The organism is Streptomyces sp. NPDC048353, assembly GCF_055587165.1.
This window is the reverse complement of record NZ_JBVJGU010000001.1, coordinates 75,767-94,113: the sequence shown is the minus strand read 5'-3', so window position 1 is coordinate 94,113 and position 18,347 is coordinate 75,767. Positions and strand designations below refer to the sequence as shown.

Sequence of the window (18,347 nt, the reverse complement as noted above, 5' to 3'; positions counted from 1 at the left end):
TCGTCTCCGGAAAGTCCCGCCTGGCCCGCGATCACGCGGGCCCGGGCGGGTCTCAGCCGGTCGGCAGGGAGCGTATGGGGTGCCACAGCTCCTGGGCCGTGGAGCGCCACAGGAGGCCGTCCGGGTGGTGGAGGACCGCCGTGATCTCGTCCGGGGTCGGGGGCTCCGCGTTGCCCCGGAGGTAGACGGCCCGCAGCCCGTGGTTCCGCAGCCTGGTCAGGGCGCGGGCACGGTTCGCCGCGTGGACGAGGAAGCGGACGGTGGCGCCGTCGCCGGCCGGGCTGGGCAGCCCGATCGCGACGACCACGCTGCCCCCTGGCAACTTGCAAAAACCTCCACCGGGCATGCCGGAACCACTCCCCCGTACGGTCGCTGTCAATAAGGAATCTGTCAGACGCACCTAAACACGATCGGCCGTCGCCCGCTAGAGGGCGACGGCCGATCATGCTTTGACCTGCGGTGATGCTCTTTACTTCTGCGACGGACCCACCTGGACGGTGATCGTCTGGCCGTCCTTCGGCTCCTTGACGACCTGGATCTTGGTGTTGGTGTCAGTTACCTTGACACCGGCCCGCTCGGTCTCCGTGTACCAGTACGTGCCCCGCCGGTCGTCGAAGACCGGGTTGCCGGGCTGCGAACCGACCCGCGCCGGCACGCCCGCCTTGTGCAGCTTGATGGCGTCGGTGCGGTAGGTGCCGAACGTCGAGTCGTACGCCTGGACGCGGTTGCGCATCAGGGTGCCGTCGGCGTTCTTCAGCGGCGTCGGGTGCGCGTCGACCGGGAGGATGAGGCCCTGGCCCGGGTGGACGGCCGTGTTGTTGTCCTTCTGCGAGGTGTCCCACAGCCAGACGAGCAGACCGTTCTGGTACGGGTAGTGCTCGACCCAGCTCGCCTTGTCTCCGGTGAACCCGAAGTTGTACGGGCCGACCTTCAGGGTGGCGTCGTACGAGACGTACTGGCGGTTCTCCGCGAGGTAGTACTGCTCGTACTCCTTGGTGAAGCCCTTGCCGATCCGCGAGAAGCCCTTGGCGGTCCAGCCGTTGTCGCCGTTCTCGACGTTGTCCGAGAAGACGGCGGCACCGTCGGCGGTCAGCGTGATGGCGTCGGCCGCGAAGCCCTTGCCGCCCGCGCCGCCGTCCGTCTGGTAGCGGAAGCGGAGGTCGAACTTCTTGCCCGCGTAGGCGTCCAGGCCGTACACCAGGTTCTTGTACGCGCCGGAGACGTCGGTCAGCGCCGGGGCGCCGCTCGCGTCGCGCGGCAGCGGCTTGCCGTCGGCGGTGCCGTCCAGCGCCGTCCAGTTGGCGCCGCCGTCCGTCGACACCTCGGTGTAGAGGTAGTCGTAGTCCAGCTCGATGTCGTACCAGCCCTTGAGCTCCAGGGTGGCCTTCGACTTGCCGGTGAGGTCGACGGAGCGGGTCAGGGTGTTCTTGAGGTCGTCACCCATGTCGCTCCACCACTGCGTGGCGCCCTCGGCGGGCGCGACGACGTCGGTGGTGACCTTCTTCTTCGGCAGCTCGACGACGAGCGCCTGCGGGTTCTTGGTGTTGTACTCCGCCACGCCCAGCTTGTGGGTGGACTTCGTGCCGCGCTGCTCGTTGCTCACCTTGGTGTAGTTGAGCCAGCCGAGCTGCAGCTTGTCCCAGGAGTTCATGTCGCCGGGCAGGTCGCCGATGGCGTCCTTGCCCCGGCCGAGCCAGGAACCGGAGGACATCAGGGACCAGAAGCCGGTCGAGTTCTCCGCGCCGGGCTTGCCCGAGGTGTCGTACAGGTCGGGCAGACCGAGGTCGTGACCGTACTCGTGGGCGAAGACGCCGAGGCCGCCGTTCTCGGGCTGCATCGTGTAGTCGCCGACCCAGATGCCGGAGTTGCCGATCTGCGTGCCGCCGGACCTGTTCTGCGCCGGGCCGGTCTTGCCCGCGTCCGTGCCGTACGCGTACCAGCGGTGCGCCCACAGGGCGTCGGGGCCCTGGGCGCCGCCGCCCGCGGACTCGTCCTCGCCCGCGTGGACGATCTGGAAGTGGTCGATGTAGCCGTCGGCCTCGTTGAAGTTGCCGTCGGCGTCGAAGTCGTAACGGTCCCACTGGTCGTACTGCGCCAGGTCGGCCTTGATCTGGGCGTCGGTGCGGCCCTTGGCCTTCTGGTCGGCGGTCCACGCGGTGACACCGTCGCGGACGGCGTCCCAGACGTTGGCGCAGTTGCTGTTGCCGCAGTAGTTCGAGCCGTAGCGGGCCTCGTTGTAGTCGACCTTGACCCAGTCGGAGACGCCGCCCTCGACCGAGTACCGGCCGGAGGAGGTCTTCTCCATGTAGGTCTTCAGGGACTGCTTCGGCTGGCCCTTCTTGTCCTTGCCGGTGCCGAAGTAGAGGTCCTGGAAGTGCTGCTGGTTGTAGTCCTTCTGCCAGGCCGTCGAGTTGTCCTTCGAGCGGTCCGGCTGGGCTATCCGGTTGTGCAGCGGGCCGGGCGTGCCGCCGAACTTCGGCTTCGGCTCGGCCGTGTCGTCGTCGGCGCGGTCCACCAGGGTCGTGTTGTCGACCTTGTCACCGAACTCGACGAGGATGGTGAAGATCTTGTCGGTCTTCTCCCGGCCCAGCTCGACGTACTTCTTGCTGTCGAGCTTGACGACCTGGGAGCCCCCGCGGCGCTCCACCTTGGCGTCGCCGCTCAGCACCTGCTCCAGCGCGGCCTCGCGCTGCTGCGCCTGCTGCTTGCTGAACGGGCCGTCGAGGTCGTGGTCGACCGCGGTCTTGTCCACGTGCGCACCCGGGGCCGGGTCCTGGCGCTCGATGCCGGCCGGCGCGTTCGGGCCCTTGTCGTCGGCCCATGCGGTGGTGAAGGTCGAGGCGGTGGCAGCGGTGGCCGCGAGCGCCACGACGACTGCGGACGCCTTGAGCGCCCGTCGTCTGTTGGTCACTTGATGTAGTCCTCCCCGGCGTCCCGGAGCCACGGACCGGAGGTGGGGTAATGTCCGCGGGCGGGTCGCGCGTCACAAGTGACGACATTCGACCGGAGTTACGCGAGAAAAGACAGACCTTGACTTGCACATACCAAGTGCACTATGCAGGAGCTGTCCTCCGGAATGCGGACATCGAACAGGCGCACCACGCACGGCCGTTGGCGGATCGATGACTCCATGCGCCCCTTGTGCACCCGCACGGTGGGTGAGGTCACGCTTACCGGCGGTTCCCCTCGGGCAAGGACCCTCGTAGAGTCGCTCGGGCGGGCGCCCACCCGGCGCCGGCCAGGGGGAGCGAACCGCCGATGCCTCGAGGGACGGTAACCGTCATGCCGCGTCCGAACGCCGCACAGCTCGCCTACGGTTCGGCGACCGTCGTCTTCTCCAGCGTCGCCCTGCTGCTGCTGTCCCGTACGACGGACACGCTGGGCATCGCCGTCATCTGCGCCGCCGGGCTGCTCCTCGGAGTGCTGGTGGCGGTGACGCTGCCGGCCCGCCGCACACCCCGCCCGGCCGTGCCGCCCCTCCCCCGGAACGACGAGATCCGGGAACCGGCCGTCCGCGTGGGTGCGGGGGCCGATACCCGGATCGGTTCGTAGCGGTACGTCGCGTCAGCTGGGTACGGAGACCACCACGGTCTTGGCGGCCTTGTCGTGGAGGCCCTGCTTGTAGGGCTTGTCGACGAGGATCAGGATCAGGATCAGCAGCGGCCACAGGCAGGCGCAGCAGATCAGTGCGGGCAGCCAGAGCACGACGGCGCGGATGAGCGAGGCGTTCATCGGCGGTGTGGAGCCGTCGTTGAGCATCGCGACCCGCAGCTTGAGCCACTTCTTGCCGAGGGTCTGTCCCTTCTTGGCCGTCATCACGGTGTCGTAGGCGACGTACGCCACGATGGTGATGAGCTGGAAGACGAGCTGGGATCCGCCGTTGAAGCTGTTGACGGTGTCGCCGAAGTCGGCGTCGTTGTCGGTCGCCCGCTGGTAGACGTCGAACGGGATGCCGATGAGCGCGAGCGGTACGGCGATGATCAGCCAGTCGATGAGGCGGGCGAGGATGCGCCGGCCGGACTCGGCGAGCGGCGGCATCCCGGCGAGCGGATCCGCCCCGCCGTAACCGCCGCCGGGGCCGCCGTAGGGCGGAGGGGGCGGCGGTGTGCTGCCGTACGGCGATCCCGGCGGGGGCCCGCCGGGGGGCGGACCACCGGGCGGCGGCCCCTCCGGCGGCGGACCACCGGGGGGCGTGCCTCCGGGGGGCGTCCCGCCTGACGGCGGGCCGCTGGGCGGCGGGCCGTCCGGGGGCGGGCTGCCGTAGGGGGACCCCGCCGACGGCGGTGTGGGGTCCTGCGGCTTCTTGAGGAACGGATCGTCCTCGGGCGGCTGTCCGGGCGTCGGCTGGTCGTTGCTCATGGGGGCAGTGCACCCCGCGGGCGGCCGCCCCGCAACGATTCACCGCCCGTACGGGGGACCGCCGTACGGGCGGGATCGCGGGCGGCCGGGCCGTTCGGCCTGGGTCATCCGGCCGGACTCGGGCGCTCCGGGCGGGCCCGGGGTCAGCCCGCGACGAAGGTGCGGGCCGCCTTGTCGTGCCAGCACTGCCGCCACGGACGGTCGAAGAGGCACCAGAGGACGTTGAGGACGCCGACCGCGAGCAGCCCGAGCAGGCTGTAGACGAGCCAGCGGCGCAGCGCGGCGCCGAAGCCGGGCGGTTCGTGCGCCTCGATGTCGCGCACCTGGAGGCCGCACAGCTTCTTGCCGAGCGTGCGGCCCCACTTGGCGGTGGGCACCGCTTCGTACAGCAGGCCGAGGACGAGCACCACGGCCAGCGCGATGCCGAAGTAGAGGGAGGTGGTGCCGTCCAGCAGCCAGACCTGGACGGTGACGCCCGACTGCTTGGCCGCCTCGATCTTGGCGTCGATGTGGTCGAGCGCCTTGACGACGAAGGGGAACGCCACGGCGCCGGTGAGTGCGCCGAGCACGACGGTGTCGACGAGCCGGGCGACGAGCCGCTTGCCGAGGCCGGCCGGGCGGGCCGCGGCCTGGGCGCGGGCGGCCCGCAGGAAGGGGTCGTCGACGGGCGGCTTCCAGGGCACCACGGGCGGTTCGGCCTCGGCCGTCCCGGCCGCGGCCGCCGGGGTCGGGGGCTGGGGGTGGGCCAGCTGGTGCACCTGCTGCGGCCAGGAGGGCGCGCCACCACCGGAGCCGGTGGTGACCGGCGCGGGGGCGGCCGGAGCGGGGGCGGCCGGAGCGGGGGTGGCGGCGGGGGCTGCCGCCTGCGACGGGTTGGGTACCCGCGCCTGCGGGGCTTCGGGGGCGGCCTGGGCCTTAGGGGTCCGGGCGGCGGCGGGGGTGCTCTGCGCCTGGGGCCCTTGCTGGGCGGACGCCGGCCGGGAGGCCTGCGGGGACCGGGCCGCTTCCCACTCCTCCTGCGCCGCCCGCTCCGCCCGGTCGGCCGCGTCACCGCGGCCGGTCCTCGGTGTCTGCGGCGGGAGCGCACGGATCGTCATGGTGCCTTCGGCGCCCGGCCGCTGCGGGTCCGTCGCCGACGCCTGCGGCCGCCGTACGCCGGGCAGGGCGCCGCCCGTCGGATCGGCGGGCGTCGCCGGGGTGACGGGCATGCCGCCGAGCCTGGCCGGGGTCGCCGCCGCCACGCGGGGGTCCTGCGCGGCCGCCGGGGGCGCGGGCTCCCCGTCCGGGGCGCCCCATGAGACCTTCTGGTCGCGGTCGCCGCCGAACCCGGTCTGCCGGGCGACGTCCGCGTGCCAGGCCGACGCCGGCTCGGGGTCGTGCCGGGTCTCGACGTCCGGGTCCTCGTCGAGGAAGACGGGGCCGGTCTCCTCCACCGCGGGCACCGGCGCGGGCGCCGGGCTCGGGGCGAGCGCGGGCCCGGGGGGCGTCATGCCGGCCGGCGGGCCGGGCGGGGTCTCGCCCTCCTGGGGTGCGGGCCGGCTCGTCCCGGGCACCCAGGCTCCCCCGTTCCAGTACCGGATGTATCCGGGAATGGACGGGTCCGGGTAGTACCCGGCCTGCGGTACCTCCCCGCCGGCTCCAGGAGGAGTAGCCACTGCCCCGACTCCGTTCCGTCACAACGCTGCTACGACCATCGGGCGCGCGCCCAAGGAGGACAGTAACGAAGAACGCGGCCCCGGGAAGACGGAGGCCGGGAGAAAAACCGCCTTCGAGCGACATCCCCACAAACTCGCCACGCACCGTCACCCTCAGGCCGACGGTCATCCGTCGGAAAGGTGTTCTCCCGTGTCCCGTCACCGATCGTGACGGAGACTCCTCCGCCGCCTCCCCCGAAAAACTTTCCCGAAGTCGCGTCATACCTCGCCGCCCCCGCGCTCTCTCCTCGTGCGGGCCCGCCCCGGGCCGCGGAGACGAGAGGGAGCAAGGCCATGCGGAACACCGAGAACACCGTCGTCGAGCGCGAGCTGGAACTGAAGCTGGTGCTCTCCCCCGAGCGAGCCGTCCCCGTCCCGGCCCGGCTGATCTACCGCACCGACGACCCGTACGCCGTCCACATCACCTTCCACCTCGGCTCGGAGCACCCGGTCGACTGGACGTTCGCCCGTGAGCTGCTCATCGAGGGCGTGTTCCGGCCCTGCGGGCACGGGGACGTGCGGGTGTGGCCGACGAAGGTGGAGGGGCGCGAGGTCGTCCTGATGGCGCTCTCCTCCCCCGACGGCGACGCCCTGCTGGAGGCGCCCTCCGCGCAGGTGTGCGCCTGGCTGGAGCGGACCCTGCGCACCGTGCCGTCCGGCACCGAGTCCGAACGGCTGGGCATGGACGACGGGATCGCCGCGATCCTCGCGACGACCGCCGTCACGGACGAGGTCAGCGAGGTGTGGCCGCGCGACCCGTCACCGTCCTTCGGCGGCGACGGCGCGAGGCCGTGGGACGAGCCGCAGGACGGTGACGTGTGACGCGGACGGCCGGTCGGCGGACCGCCGTCGAGCCGGTACGGGTGCTGGATGCCGGGGGCTCAGAACAGCTTGCCGGGGTTCAGCAGGTTCAGCGGGTCGAAGGTGCGCTTGATGCCCCGCTGCAGTTCGAGGCCGACGGGGCCCAGTTCGCGGGCCAGCCACTCCTTCTTCAGGACGCCCACGCCGTGTTCGCCGGTAATCGTGCCGCCCAGCTCCAGGCCGAGCGCCATGATCTCGTCGAAGGACTCCCGCGCCCGCCGCGACTCGTCCTCGTCGGTGTGGTCGAAGCAGACGACCGGGTGCGTGTTGCCGTCGCCCGCGTGCGCGCAGACGCCGATGGTCAGGTCGTACTTCGCGGCGATGGCGGCGGTTCCGTCCAGCATGGCGGCCAGCTTCGTCCGCGGGACGCACACGTCGTCGATCATCGTCGCCGACGAGATCGCCTCCAGGGCGGTGAGGGACATCCGGCGGGCCTGCAGGAGCAGTTCGGACTCGGCGGCGTCCTCGGCCGGGACGACCTCGGTCGCCCCGGCGGCGGTGCACAGCTCCCCGACGGCCGCGAGGTCGGCGGCCGCGTCCGGGGTGTCGAAGGCACACAGGAGAAGCGCTTCCGTGGTGTCGGGGAGCCCCATGTGCGCCATCCGGTTGACCGCCCGGACGGTGGTGCGGTCCATGAGCTCCAGCAGCGAGGGGGTGTGGCCGCGCTCCATGATCGCGCAGACGGCCTCGCAGGCGGCGGCCGCGGAGGGGAACTCGGCGGCGAGCGCGAGCTGCCGGGGCGGCTGCGGCCGGAGCGAGAGCACCGCCTTCACCACGATGCCGAGGCTGCCCTCGGAGCCGACGAAGAGCCGGGTCAGGTCGTATCCGGCGACGCCCTTGGCGGTGCGGCGACCGGTGGACAGCAGGCGGCCGTCGGCGAGGACGACGTCGAGGCCGAGGACGTACTCCGCCGTCACGCCGTACTTCACACAGCACAGTCCGCCGGAGGCGGTGCCGATGTTCCCGCCGATGGTGCACATCTCCCAGCTGGACGGGTCCGGGGGGTAGTACAGGCCGTGTTCGTTGACGGCCCGGGAGAGGACGGCGTTGATCACGCCCGGTTCGACCACGGCGATCCGGTCGACGGGGTTGATCTCCAGGATGCGGTCCATCCTGACCAGGGACAGCACGATGCAGCCCTCGGAGGCGTTGGCGGCCCCGGACAGGCCGCTGCGCGCGCCCTGCGGGACGACGGGAACGCGGAGTTCGGTCGCGGTGCGCATGACGTACCGCACCTCCTCCACCGTGCGGGGCAGTACGACGACGGCCGGGATGCCGGCCTCGCAGAAGCTCGCCATGTCGTGGGCGTAGGAGGCGGTGACGTCCCGGTCGGTGATCAGCGCCTCGGCGGGCAGGCCGGCCCGCAGTCGGTCGTGGAGCCGCGTCAGAAGATCGTCCATACGTCCAGCGTGGCACCCGGGGCCATCGGTGTGAACCCGCCGGACGTTCGCCTTCGCGCAGCGGAGTGGACGCTTCGTGTGCTCTTCGTACAGGCGCACAGTGAGCGGCATGAAGACGGAGAACGTGTCGCGGACGGTCCTCGCGGCCGGGGTGGGCGCGGTGATCGCGGCGACGGCGCTGCTGTACGCCCCCGAGCTCGCACCCGGCCTGTTCGACGACCGCCGGCCGCCCCCCGGACCGGCCGCGCGGGCGAGGATCGCGGCGGAAGCGGGCGCTCCGGCGTCGCTGCCGGACCTCGCGGCGCTGATCGGCGACCGGGAGAAGTGGCTGGCGAAGCATCCGGAGGACGAGGGCTCGTGGGCGGTGCTGGGGGCGGCGTACACCGAGCGGGGAGTACGGCTGGGCGACGCCTCGGCCTATCCGCGGGCCGAGCGGGCGCTGCGGCGCTCGCTCGCGGTGGTGCCGGCCGAGCGGGGGAACGTCGACGCCCGGCTGGGGCTCGGGGCCCTGGCCAACGCCCGTGGTGACTGGAAGTCGGCGCGGAGCTGGGCGGAGGGGGTCCGTACGGCGGACCCGAAGCGCTGGTCGACGTACCCGGTGCTGATCGACGCGTACAACGGTCTCGGGGAGTACGCCTCCGCGCGCAAGGCGATGGACCGGCTGCGGGAGCTGCACTCGGGCGCGGCGGTGAGCGCGCGGGCGGCGCTGACGTACCGCGACCGCGGCTGGCGCGAGGACGCCTCGGCGGCGGCGCTCGACGCGGTGGGTCTGGCGGAGACCGCCATGGAGAAGGCGGTGGCGCTCTCCCGCCTCGGCGATCTGGCCTGGGAGCGGGGCGAGCCGGAGGAGGCGGTCGCGCAGTACGGGACGGCGCTGGGTCTCGCGCCGGAGCACGCTCCGGCGCTGGCGGGACGGGGGCGCGCGCTGGCGGCGCTGGGGCGCTCGGACGAGGCGGTGCGCGACTACCGGGCGGCGCTGGCCCTCCAGCCCGTGCCGGAGTACGTGCTGGAGGCGGGCGAGCTGTTCGAGTCGCTGGGGATGCCGGAGGAGGCCCAGGCGCAGTACGAGCTGCTGCGGACCCGGGTCTGGGCCAACCGGTCGGACGCGGAGGTGGTGCTGGGCCTCTTCGAGGCGGACCACGGCGATCCGGCCGCGGCGGTGCGGCGGCTGAAGGCGGAGTGGACGCGCGGGCACCGCTCGGTGCGGGTGGCGGACGCGCTGGGCTGGGCGCTGTACCGGGCCGGGGAGCCGAAGGAGGCGCTGGGGTACGCGAAGCGGGCGACGGACGAGGGGCTGCGGAGCGCGCTGTTCGCGTACCACCGGGGGGAGATCGAGCGGACGCTGGAGGAGCTCGGCCCGGCCCGGCGCCATCTGGCGGAGGCGCTGCGGATCAATCCGTGGTTCTCGCCGCTGCTCGCGGTGAAGGCCCAGGAGGCGGTGGCCGAGGTGGGCGAGCCGTCGGACGGCCCGCCGCCGGAGCTGCGCGGGGGTTCCCCGAAACACGCGGCACCGAAGCCGGACGGTCAGGAGAAGCCGGAGCCGGGGCAACGGCCGCGGGGGACTGCGGCGTAGACGCGTGGACCGGGCGCCCGGGTGGGTAGGGCGCGGCGGGGTCGGGCATGCGGGTGGCCCCACGGCTCGGTGCCGTGGGGCCACTCCTCACGCACGCACCGACGACTAGAGGTTGCCGCGCTTCTCCTGCTCGCGCTCGATCGCCTCGAACAGGGCCTTGAAGTTGCCCTTGCCGAAGCCCATGGAGCCGTGGCGCTCGATCATCTCGAAGAAGACGGTCGGGCGGTCCTGGACCGGCTTGGTGAAGATCTGCAGGAGGTAGCCGTCCTCGTCGCGGTCCACGAGGATCTTCAGCTCGCGCAGGGTCTCGACGGGCACCCGGGTCTCGCCGGCCCACTCGCCGAGGGTGTCGTAGTACGAGTCCGGGGTGTCGAGGAACTGGACGCCGGCGGCCCGCATGGAGCGGACGGTCGCGACGATGTCGTTGGTGGCGAGGGCGATGTGCTGGACGCCGGCGCCGCCGTAGAACTCCAGGTACTCGTCGATCTGCGACTTCTTCTTCGCGATCGCCGGCTCGTTGATCGGGAACTTCACCTTCAGGGTGCCGTCCGCGACGACCTTCGACATCAGCGCCGAGTACTCGGTCGCGATGTCGTCGCCCACGAACTCCTTCATGTTCGTGAAGCCCATGACCTCGTTGTAGAAGCCGACCCACTCGTTCATCCGGCCGAGCTCGACGTTGCCCACGCAGTGGTCGATCGCCTGGAAGGTGCGCTTGGCCGGCGGCTCGACGATCGGGGCGGCGGGCGCGAAGCCGGGCAGGTACGGGCCGTCATAGCCGCCGCGCTCGACGAGGGTGTGGCGGGTCTTGCCGTAGGTCGCGATGGAGGCGAGGACGACAACCCCGTGGTCGTCCTTGATCTCGTGCGGCTCGGTGATGCCCGTTGCGCCGTGCTCGACGGCGTACGCGTACGCGGCGCGCGCGTCGGGCACCTCGATCGCCAGATCGACGACGCCGTCGCCGTGCTCCGCGACGTGCTCGGCGAGGAAGCGGCCCCGGTCCGTGGAGGCCTTGATGACGGAGGTGAACACGAAGCGGGCGGCGCCGTTCGTCAGGACGTAACTGGCGGTCTCGCGGCTGCCGTTCTCCGGTCCGGAGTAGGCGACCAGCTTCATGCCGAAGGCCGTGGAGTAGTAGTGCGCGGCCTGCTTGGCGTTGCCGACGGCGAAGACGACCGCGTCCATTCCCTTCACGGGGAAGGGGTCGGCCTGCCGCGCCGTGGAGGGGGTGTGCTGGATGGTCTCAGTCATGGTGGCAATGTCCCGCCGATCGGCAAGCTGCGCAATAGTTCGCCGCTGGGCTGGGCAACATGCACAGCGGGCGGTCAGTATGGGCGGACTACTTGTACAGGATGACCATCGGGAGGCCGTCGTGGCGATCGATCATCTGGACGGGCGGCTGATCGTGCTGCTGGCGCGGGAGCCGCGTATCGGGGTCCTGGAGGCCTCCCGGCGGCTGGGGGTGGCGCGGGGCACGGTCCAGGCCCGGCTGGACCGCCTGCAGTCGAACGGCGTCATCCGCGGTTTCGGGCCGCAGGTCGATCCGGCGGCCCTCGGCTATCCGGTGACGGCCTTCGCGACCCTGGAGATCAAGCAGGGGCAGGGCACCGACGTCCGGGCCCATCTGGCGACCGTCCCCGAGGTCCTCGAACTCCACACCACCACCGGCCACGGCGACATGCTCTGCCGGCTGGTCGCCCGCTCCAACGCCGATCTCCAGCGGGTCATCGACCGGGTCGTCGGCTTCGACGGCATCGTCCGGGCCTCCACGGCGATCGTCATGGAGAATCCCGTACCCCTGCGGATCATTCCGCTGGTGGAACAGGCCGCGACGGACGAGCCCGGCTGACGGGGAGCGTCGAGGTGTCCCGCACGGCCCGTCAGCAGCGCGGGACCTTCGCCTCCTGGCCCTGGTCCAGTGCGCGGAGGGACGCGACGGCGTCGCCGAGGGTGGAGACGGGGATCAGCCGCATGCCCTTCGGCAGCTCCGCCTGCGCGTCGGCGCACTCCGCCTTCGGTACGAGGAAGACGCTCGCCCCGTCCCGCCCGGCGGCCTGGGTCTTCAGGGAGACCCCGCCGACCGCGCCGACGGTGCCGTCCGGCTGGATCGTGCCCGTACCGGCGATGGTCCGGCCGCCGGTGAGGTCCTGGCCCGCCCCGTCGCCGTCGAGCTTGTCGACGATGCCGAGCGAGAAGAGGAACCCGGCGCTCGGCCCGCCGATGTCGGCGAGGTGCAGGGTGACCTTGACGTCCTTGGGGTTCAGCTCGAGATGGCCGAGGGCGGCGAGGACGGCGGCGTCCTGGGACTGCTTCATCTGGCCCAGGTTGTGCTTGGCGACCTCGGCGTCCGACTTGCCGGGAGGGTAGACCGAGTCGCGCGGGAGGACGGCGCGGTCGGTGCGGAACCAGGCGTCGGCGACGGTCGCGACGTCGTTGTCCACGCTGGGGCCGGTGGCCACGATGGTGGTCATCAGCAGCTTCCCCTCCGTCTCGCGGACGGGGGCGCCGCTGATCGTGATGACCTCGCGCCCCTTGTCCGCGCCGAGGACGTCGGCGGTCGAGCCGGGCTGCGCGATGGCGAACGGCAGCGGCGCGAACCCGACGACGGCGAAGAGCGCGGCGACGGGCATGGCACAGAGCGCGAGGGCACGGTTGCGCGTGAGACGGGAGAGCACGGACCCAATCTACTGGGCGGCTCCCACCCGGCCGGAGCGGCGGGCACCCGGAACCGGGGAGCGGCGCGCTCCGGCCGGGCACGCGCTCCGGCCCTGGGACGGAGCCTGCCGTGGGGCGGCTGCCGCCGGTCGCCGGCTCCGGCCGGGCACGCGCTCCGGCCCGGGACGGATCCCGCCGTGAGGCGGCTGCCGCCGGTCGCGCGCTCCCGCCGTGGGGCGGATGCGGTCTAGCGCAGCGCGTCGGCGACCTCGCGGGCCGCATCCACGACGCGGGGGCCGACCCGTTCCGGTACCGCGTCGGCGAGCATCACGACGCCGACGCTGCCCTCGATCCCGGTGATCCCGACCAGCGGGGCCGCCGCGCCGCTCGCGCCCGCCTCCAGCTCGCCGTGGGTGAGCGTGAAGCCCGGTTCGATCAGGCTGCCCTGGCGGGCGGCGAGGATCGCGCGGCCGGCCGCGCCGCGGTCCAGCGGGTGACGGAAGCCGGCCCGGTAGGCCACGTGGTAGTCGGTCCAGGTCGGTTCGACGACGGCGACCGCCAGCGCCTCCGCCCCGTCGACCAGGGTGAGATGGGCCGTCGCCCCTATGTCCTCGGCGAGCGAGCGCAGCGCGGGCAACGCCGCCTCGCGTACCAGCGGGTGGACCTGGCGGCCCAGCCGGAGTACGCCGAGGCCGACCCGGGCGCGGCCGCCCAGGTCGCGTCGTACGAGCGCGTGCTGTTCGAGTGTGGCGAGCAGACGGTAGACGACGGTCCTGTTGACACCGAGTTTGTTGGACAACTCGGTGACCGTCAGACCGTGGTCGGTGTCGGCGAGCAGTTTGAGGACTCGAAGTCCCCGGTCGAGCGTCTGGGAGGTCTCCGCGGTCACGACGCCCTCTCCTTCGGAGTGATCGGAGTGAGTGACGGCGGACCCTCGACGAGAGCTGCGACACCGGTCCCGTCGGCGACGCACGTCAGAGGCCGCCGGCAGGCCATGCGCACCGGCTGCGCTCCGCGGCGGCGCTGCCACGGGGCGTTCATTGCGGGGACAGTAGCGAGCCACTCCGCTCAGCGGAAGACCTCGTCCAGAATCCGGGCGCGAGCGACCGGATACAGACGGTTCGGGGCGTAAGTCGGCCGGTCACAGGACTTCGGCGGACAAGATCGGCTTTGTCGTCACCGACGTACGAGGGGCCCGTACGCGGTTCGCGTACGGGCCCTGAACCCTGTCGTGAGTCGCCTTGCGGCGCCCCGGGCGACCGCGGCCTTGGTGGCTCCGGCCGGCGCGCGGTCAGCGCATCCGGGTCGCCCATTCCTGCACCTTCTTGATCCGTTCCCGGATCTGCCCGGCGGTCGCCTCGGCGCTCGGCGGGCCGCCGCACACCCGCCGCAGCTCGGTGTGGATCACGCCGTGGGGCTTGCCGCTCTGGTGGACGTACGCCCCCACCATGGTGTTGAGCTGCTTGCGCAGTTCGAGGAGTTCCTTGTGCGAAACGACGGGCCGCCGCTCCGCCGGAAGCTCCAGCAGGTCCGCCTCCGAGTCCGGCCTCTTGCGGCTGTGGGCGATCTGCCGGGCCTGCCGCTTCTGCAGCAGGAGCTGGACCTGGTCGGGTTCGAGGAGGCCGGGGATGCCGAGGTAGTCCTGCTCCTCCTCGCTGCCCGGGTGGGCCTGCATGCCGAACTCGGCGCCGTCGTAGAGCACGCGGTCGAAGACGGCGTCGGACTCCAGCGCCTCGAAGGGCAGCTGGTCCTGCTCGCCGGTGTCCTCGTCCTGCTGCCGCTCGGCCTCCGCCATCTCCTTCTCGGACTCGGCGTACGGGTCCTCCTCGCCGTTCTTCTTCGGCTTGTCGAGGACGTGGTCGCGCTCGACCTCCATCTCGTTGGCGAAGCCGAGGAGGTTGGGGATGGTGGGAAGGAACACGGAGGCGGTCTCGCCGCGCCTGCGTGAACGTACGAAACGTCCCACGGCCTGCGCGAAGAAGAGCGGGGTCGAGATGGTCGTCGCGTACACGCCCACGGCGAGGCGGGGGACGTCGACGCCCTCGGACACCATGCGGACCGCGACCATCCAGCGGTCGTCGTTCTCGCTGAACTCGTCGATCCGCTTGGAGGCCGCGGCCTCGTCGGAGAGGACGACGGTCGCCTTGGTGCCGGTGATCTCGCGGATCAGCTTGGCGTAGGCGCGGGCGGAGTCCTGGTCGGAGGCGATGACGAGCCCGCCGGCGTCCGGGATGCCCTTGCGGACCTCGGTGAGGCGCTGGTCGGCGGCGCGCAGGACGTTCGGCATCCAGTCGCCGCGCGGGTCGAGCGCGGTGCGCCAGGCCTGCGAGATCGCGTCCTTGGTCATGGGCTCGCCGAGGCGGGCGGCGATCTCGTCGCCGGCCTTGGTGCGCCAGCGCATGTTGCCGCTGTAGGAAAGGAAGATCACGGGCCGGACGACGCCGTCGCCGAGGGCGTTGCCGTACCCGTAGGTGTAGTCGGCGGAGGACCGCCGGATGCCGTCGTTCCCCTCCTCGTAGGTGACGAAGGGGATGGGGTTGGTGTCGGAGCGGAAGGGCGTACCGGTCAGCGCGAGCCGGCGGGTGGCCGGGTCGAACGCCTCCAGGCAGGCCTCGCCCCAGGACTTGGAGTCACCGGCGTGGTGGATCTCGTCGAGGATGACGAGGGTCTTGCGCTGCTCGCAGCGGTTGCGGTGGAGCATGGGCCGGACGCCGACACCGGCGTACGTGATGGCGACGCCCTGGTACTCCTTGCTGAGCGGCCCGGCGCTGTAGTCGGGATCGAGCTTGATCCCTATGCGCGCGGCGGCGGCGGCCCACTGCTTCTTCAGGTGCTCGGTGGGCGCGACGACGGTCACCTGCTGGACGACATGGTGGTGCAGCAGCCAGGAGGCGAGCGTCAGCGCGAAGGTGGTCTTGCCGGCGCCGGGCGTCGCGACCGCGAGGAAGTCGCGGGGCTGGTCCTGGATGTACTTCTCCATGGCCCCCTGCTGCCAGGCGCGCAGCTTGTTGGCGGTGCCCCAGGGGGCGCGGCCGGGGAAGGCGGGAGAGAGGTGGTGGGAGGAGGTGGCGGTGGTAGTCACGGTCTCCGGTTCGACGCTCGTCCAGATATGACAACCGGGCCACCCTACCGGCGGCCCGGCCGGAACCCCGTACGAACGCCCCGCGAGGGAGGCGGGTGCGATTCAGCTCACGTCGGTGTCGATCAGCGCGCGCAGAGCGTGACCGATCGCCTCGATCTCGTCGGACTCCCCGACGGCGACCGCGATGACCAGGCGCTCGGCGGCGTCGATGTCCGGGCGCAGCTGGATGCCGTTCATCGCGAGGAACGTGACGCAGGACAGCCAGGCCGTCCGCTTGTTCCCGTCGACGAAGGGGCGATTGACGGCCAGGGACTGGAGCAGCGCGGCCGCTTTGCCGACGAGGTCGGGGTACGCCTCCTCGCCGAACATGGCCGCCGACGGCCGGTGCACGGCCGACTCCAGCAGCCCCGCGTCGCGCACCACCACCTTCTGGTCGTCCACGGCGTGCTCGGCGATGACGAGGACGTCCTCCGCGGACAGGTAGACACACCTCACTTCAGGCGGTCCATCAGCTCGCGCCACCTGAGAGCCTGCTCCCTCGCCGTCTCACGGACGATCGCCTCCTGCGCCGTCCGCGCGAGGTAGTCGTCCACGGCCTTGAGGAGGATGGCGTGCATGCTGGTGCCCTCCTGCTCGGCACGCTGCTTGAGTGCTTCCGTCTGGTCGTCGCGGAGACGCAGATTCATGGCCATACCAGAACGGTACCACCATCTGGGGTCAATCTGGTACCACCGCGTCCTTGTGCGTCAGCCTCGTCGAGACCCACGCCCCCACCAGCGCCACCCCCGCCATCGGCAGGAAGACCGCCGCGAAGGCCGTCGGGTGGGCTCCCGAGGCGGAGGCGCCCCCATGGCCCACCGCTCCCCCGCCGAGGGCCGCGAAGGCGGCGCCGCCCGCGGCCAGCAGGATGACGTTGGAGAGGGCGTCCGAGATCTGGAGCGCCGCGGAGTTCGAGCCGGCCTCCTCGGGCGCGGACAGTTTCAGGAGCAGCACGCTGGTGGAGGCGATGACCAGGCCCATGCCGAGGCAGCCGAACCCCCACGCCACCGCGACCACCCACACCGGCACCGAGGCGATCAGCACGCTCGGCGCGGTCGCGATCGCCGCCGCGACGAGCAGCATGCCGACGACCGTCAGCCGTTCGCGGTACGGCTCGGTCCACGGCCGCGCCTGGAGGTAGGAGCCCAGCGCCCAGGTCGCGCCGCCGACGGCGAGGGAGAGCCCGGCGAGGGTGGGGCTCAGGCCGCGTTGGGTGACCAGCATCAGCGGGACGAAGGACTCGGCCGCGATGAACGACCCGGCCGCGACGCCGCGGAGCAGAACGACCGAGGGGAGGCCGCGGGCCGCCCGGTACGTCCCGCGCGGGAGCAGCCCCCGGGCGGACGGCACGAGCAGCGCCGCGCCGGCCGCCGCGGGGAGCAGGGACAGCCAGCGCAGGTCCTGCCCGGCGTACTGCAGGAGCCCCGCGCCGACCGAGATGCCGAGGGCGAGCCGGATCCGGCGCCGGTCGTAGGGCGGGAGCGGGGCGGCCGGGTCGGCGGGGCCGGCGGCGACGCGGCGGATGGCGGGCAGGGCGAGGGCCAGGGGGAAGACGACGAGGACCGGGATCCCGACGAAGACCCAGCGCCAGCCGAGGTGCTCGGTGATGGTTCCGGAGGCGAGGGGGCCGACGACGGAGGGGACGATCCAGCCGGCGGCGAAGGCGGCCATGATCGCGGGCCGCAGCTGTTCGGAGTAGGCGCGGCTGACGACGACGTACAGCGCCACGATGACCAGCCCGCCGCCCAGGCCCTGGACGGCCCGGCCGAGGATGAACAGCCACATGGTGCCCGCGGTGCCGGAGAGCAGGAGGCCGGTGGCGAAGGAGGCGATGCCGGCGGCGAGCGGGGCGAGCGGCCCGGCGCGGTCGGACCACTGGCCGGACAGGACCATGGCGAAGAGGCTGGTGGTGAAGTAGGCGGAGAAGGCGAAGGCGTAGAGGGGGATGCCGTGCAGCTCGCGGGCGGCGACGGGCATGGCGGTGCCGACGGCGGTCGCCTCGAAGGCGATGAGGACGACGACGGAGACGATGCCGACGCTGAGCGCCCGATGGGCCCGGTCGAGCACGGACGCCTTCGCCTCTCCCGGGAGACGGCTGTCCGCGGCGTCCAGGGAGGGGGCGACGCCGGGGTCGGCGTCTCGGGGTTCCAGGGCACTCATGCGCTTCAGGGTAAGGGGCATGGCGACGGATGGACCCTGTCGCCGGGAGGGGGTGGGGTCGTCTGATGGTCCGGGGCGTGTGTCGGAAGTAGCGTCGTCCGCCCGCAGGGCGGGGCCGGGGTCGTCTGGTGCGTGCGATCGCAAGGCGGAGGGTGGGGGCACCTCCCGCGCCGCCAGGCGCAGGGGGAGAGAGCGCAGCGGGCTGCGCCGACGACCGACAACGCAGCGAGCGTGCGTGCCAGGCGTCCCCGGCCAGACGGGACTTTCGACACACGCCCCGGGACCGTGAACGGCGTATGGCAGTCGTGTTGCGGCCCCCCCGTATCCCTTGAGCCCGCCCGGCGGCCTCCGTACCGTCGTACTCGTGCTCAACCGGACCGTGTGCCCGAGTGGTTGAGGGACTCGCCTGCAAAGCGAGGTACGTGGGTTCAATTCCCGCCACGGTCTCCGATACGACGCCGGCGCCGCCCCCACCAGAAGGGCGGCGCCGGCGTCCGTCGTTGCGGCAGGGGGCGCCGCCCCCG

At 72.3% G+C, this 18,347-nt stretch carries 16 protein-coding genes and 1 tRNA gene; 5 read left to right on the top strand and 12 right to left on the bottom strand.

Annotation, left to right across the window (positions count from 1 at the left end; genetic code table 11):
• Positions 1–52 precede the first annotated feature (52 nt).
• Positions 53–346, bottom strand: a complete 294-nt coding sequence (locus ACZ6RC_RS00385) for a hypothetical protein (protein WP_365715357.1) — start codon at positions 344–346, stop codon at positions 53–55.
• 123 nt (positions 347–469) lie between these two features.
• Positions 470–2,911, bottom strand: a complete 2,442-nt coding sequence (locus ACZ6RC_RS00380; protein WP_469578318.1) for an immune inhibitor A domain-containing protein — start codon at positions 2,909–2,911, stop codon at positions 470–472.
• A 371-nt stretch (positions 2,912–3,282) separates the two neighbouring features.
• On the opposite strand from ACZ6RC_RS00380, the gene ACZ6RC_RS00375 reads away from it, so the two are divergent.
• On the top strand, positions 3,283–3,552 hold the full coding sequence (locus ACZ6RC_RS00375) for a hypothetical protein (RefSeq protein ID WP_469578316.1): 270 nt from the start codon (positions 3,283–3,285) through the stop codon (positions 3,550–3,552).
• A gap of 12 nt (positions 3,553–3,564) precedes the next feature.
• Here the strand turns inward: ACZ6RC_RS00375 and ACZ6RC_RS00370 are convergent, their stop codons facing one another.
• Positions 3,565–4,359, bottom strand: coding sequence for an RDD family protein (locus tag ACZ6RC_RS00370; RefSeq protein WP_391143273.1), 795 nt, complete (start codon positions 4,357–4,359; stop codon positions 3,565–3,567).
• 143 nt (positions 4,360–4,502) lie between these two features.
• The gene (locus tag ACZ6RC_RS00365) at positions 4,503–6,014 is read right to left on the bottom strand and encodes an RDD family protein (protein ID WP_469578313.1); all 1,512 of its coding nucleotides are present in this window, start codon (positions 6,012–6,014) and stop codon (positions 4,503–4,505) included.
• Positions 6,015–6,347: 333 nt separating this feature from the next.
• Here ACZ6RC_RS00365 and ACZ6RC_RS00360 point away from each other — a divergent pair, with 333 nt between their 5' ends.
• On the top strand, positions 6,348–6,875 hold the full coding sequence (locus ACZ6RC_RS00360) for an SsgA family sporulation/cell division regulator (RefSeq protein ID WP_453614119.1): 528 nt from the start codon (positions 6,348–6,350) through the stop codon (positions 6,873–6,875).
• Between the two features lie 59 nt (positions 6,876–6,934).
• On the opposite strand, the gene ACZ6RC_RS00355 is transcribed toward ACZ6RC_RS00360, so the two are convergent.
• Positions 6,935–8,314, bottom strand: a complete 1,380-nt coding sequence (locus ACZ6RC_RS00355) for an FAD-binding oxidoreductase (protein WP_391143278.1) — start codon at positions 8,312–8,314, stop codon at positions 6,935–6,937.
• A gap of 109 nt (positions 8,315–8,423) precedes the next feature.
• Between ACZ6RC_RS00355 and ACZ6RC_RS00350 the strand changes: the two genes are divergently transcribed.
• Positions 8,424–9,887: a tetratricopeptide repeat protein gene (locus ACZ6RC_RS00350; RefSeq protein ID WP_469578310.1), complete on the top strand. Its 1,464-nt coding sequence runs from the start codon at positions 8,424–8,426 to the stop codon at positions 9,885–9,887.
• Positions 9,888–9,992: 105 nt separating this feature from the next.
• Here the strand turns inward: ACZ6RC_RS00350 and hppD are convergent, their stop codons facing one another.
• Positions 9,993–11,138: a 4-hydroxyphenylpyruvate dioxygenase gene (gene hppD, locus ACZ6RC_RS00345; RefSeq protein WP_469578307.1), complete on the bottom strand. Its 1,146-nt coding sequence runs from the start codon at positions 11,136–11,138 to the stop codon at positions 9,993–9,995.
• Positions 11,139–11,259: 121 nt separating this feature from the next.
• Here hppD and ACZ6RC_RS00340 point away from each other — a divergent pair, with 121 nt between their 5' ends.
• Entirely contained in the window at positions 11,260–11,736 is a 477-nt protein-coding gene (locus ACZ6RC_RS00340) for an Lrp/AsnC family transcriptional regulator (RefSeq protein ID WP_391143286.1), read from the top strand.
• A 31-nt stretch (positions 11,737–11,767) separates the two neighbouring features.
• On the opposite strand, the gene ACZ6RC_RS00335 is transcribed toward ACZ6RC_RS00340, so the two are convergent.
• The 6 genes from ACZ6RC_RS00335 to ACZ6RC_RS00310 form a co-directional block, all read right to left on the bottom strand.
• Positions 11,768–12,562 (bottom strand): S16 family serine protease, encoded by a 795-nt coding sequence (locus ACZ6RC_RS00335; RefSeq protein ID WP_469578304.1) that lies wholly within the window; start codon positions 12,560–12,562, stop codon positions 11,768–11,770.
• A 227-nt stretch (positions 12,563–12,789) separates the two neighbouring features.
• Positions 12,790–13,431, bottom strand: coding sequence for an IclR family transcriptional regulator (locus ACZ6RC_RS00330; protein ID WP_189975433.1), 642 nt, complete (start codon positions 13,429–13,431; stop codon positions 12,790–12,792).
• Between the two features lie 402 nt (positions 13,432–13,833).
• Complete coding sequence (locus ACZ6RC_RS00325) at positions 13,834–15,624, bottom strand: DEAD/DEAH box helicase (protein WP_391143292.1); 1,791 nt, start codon at positions 15,622–15,624, stop codon at positions 13,834–13,836.
• A 102-nt stretch (positions 15,625–15,726) separates the two neighbouring features.
• Positions 15,727–16,119: a type II toxin-antitoxin system death-on-curing family toxin gene (locus ACZ6RC_RS00320; RefSeq protein ID WP_469578300.1), complete on the bottom strand. Its 393-nt coding sequence runs from the start codon at positions 16,117–16,119 to the stop codon at positions 15,727–15,729.
• Complete coding sequence (locus ACZ6RC_RS00315; protein WP_469578296.1) at positions 16,116–16,316, bottom strand: CopG family transcriptional regulator; 201 nt, start codon at positions 16,314–16,316, stop codon at positions 16,116–16,118. The genes ACZ6RC_RS00320 and ACZ6RC_RS00315 overlap by 4 nt, the downstream gene beginning before the upstream one ends.
• Before the next feature lie 25 nt (positions 16,317–16,341).
• On the bottom strand, positions 16,342–17,823 hold the full coding sequence (locus ACZ6RC_RS00310; RefSeq protein ID WP_469578293.1) for an MFS transporter: 1,482 nt from the start codon (positions 17,821–17,823) through the stop codon (positions 16,342–16,344).
• Between the two features lie 375 nt (positions 17,824–18,198).
• On the opposite strand from ACZ6RC_RS00310, the gene ACZ6RC_RS00305 reads away from it, so the two are divergent.
• Positions 18,199–18,270, top strand: a tRNA-Cys gene (locus ACZ6RC_RS00305).
• Positions 18,271–18,347 lie beyond the last annotated feature (77 nt).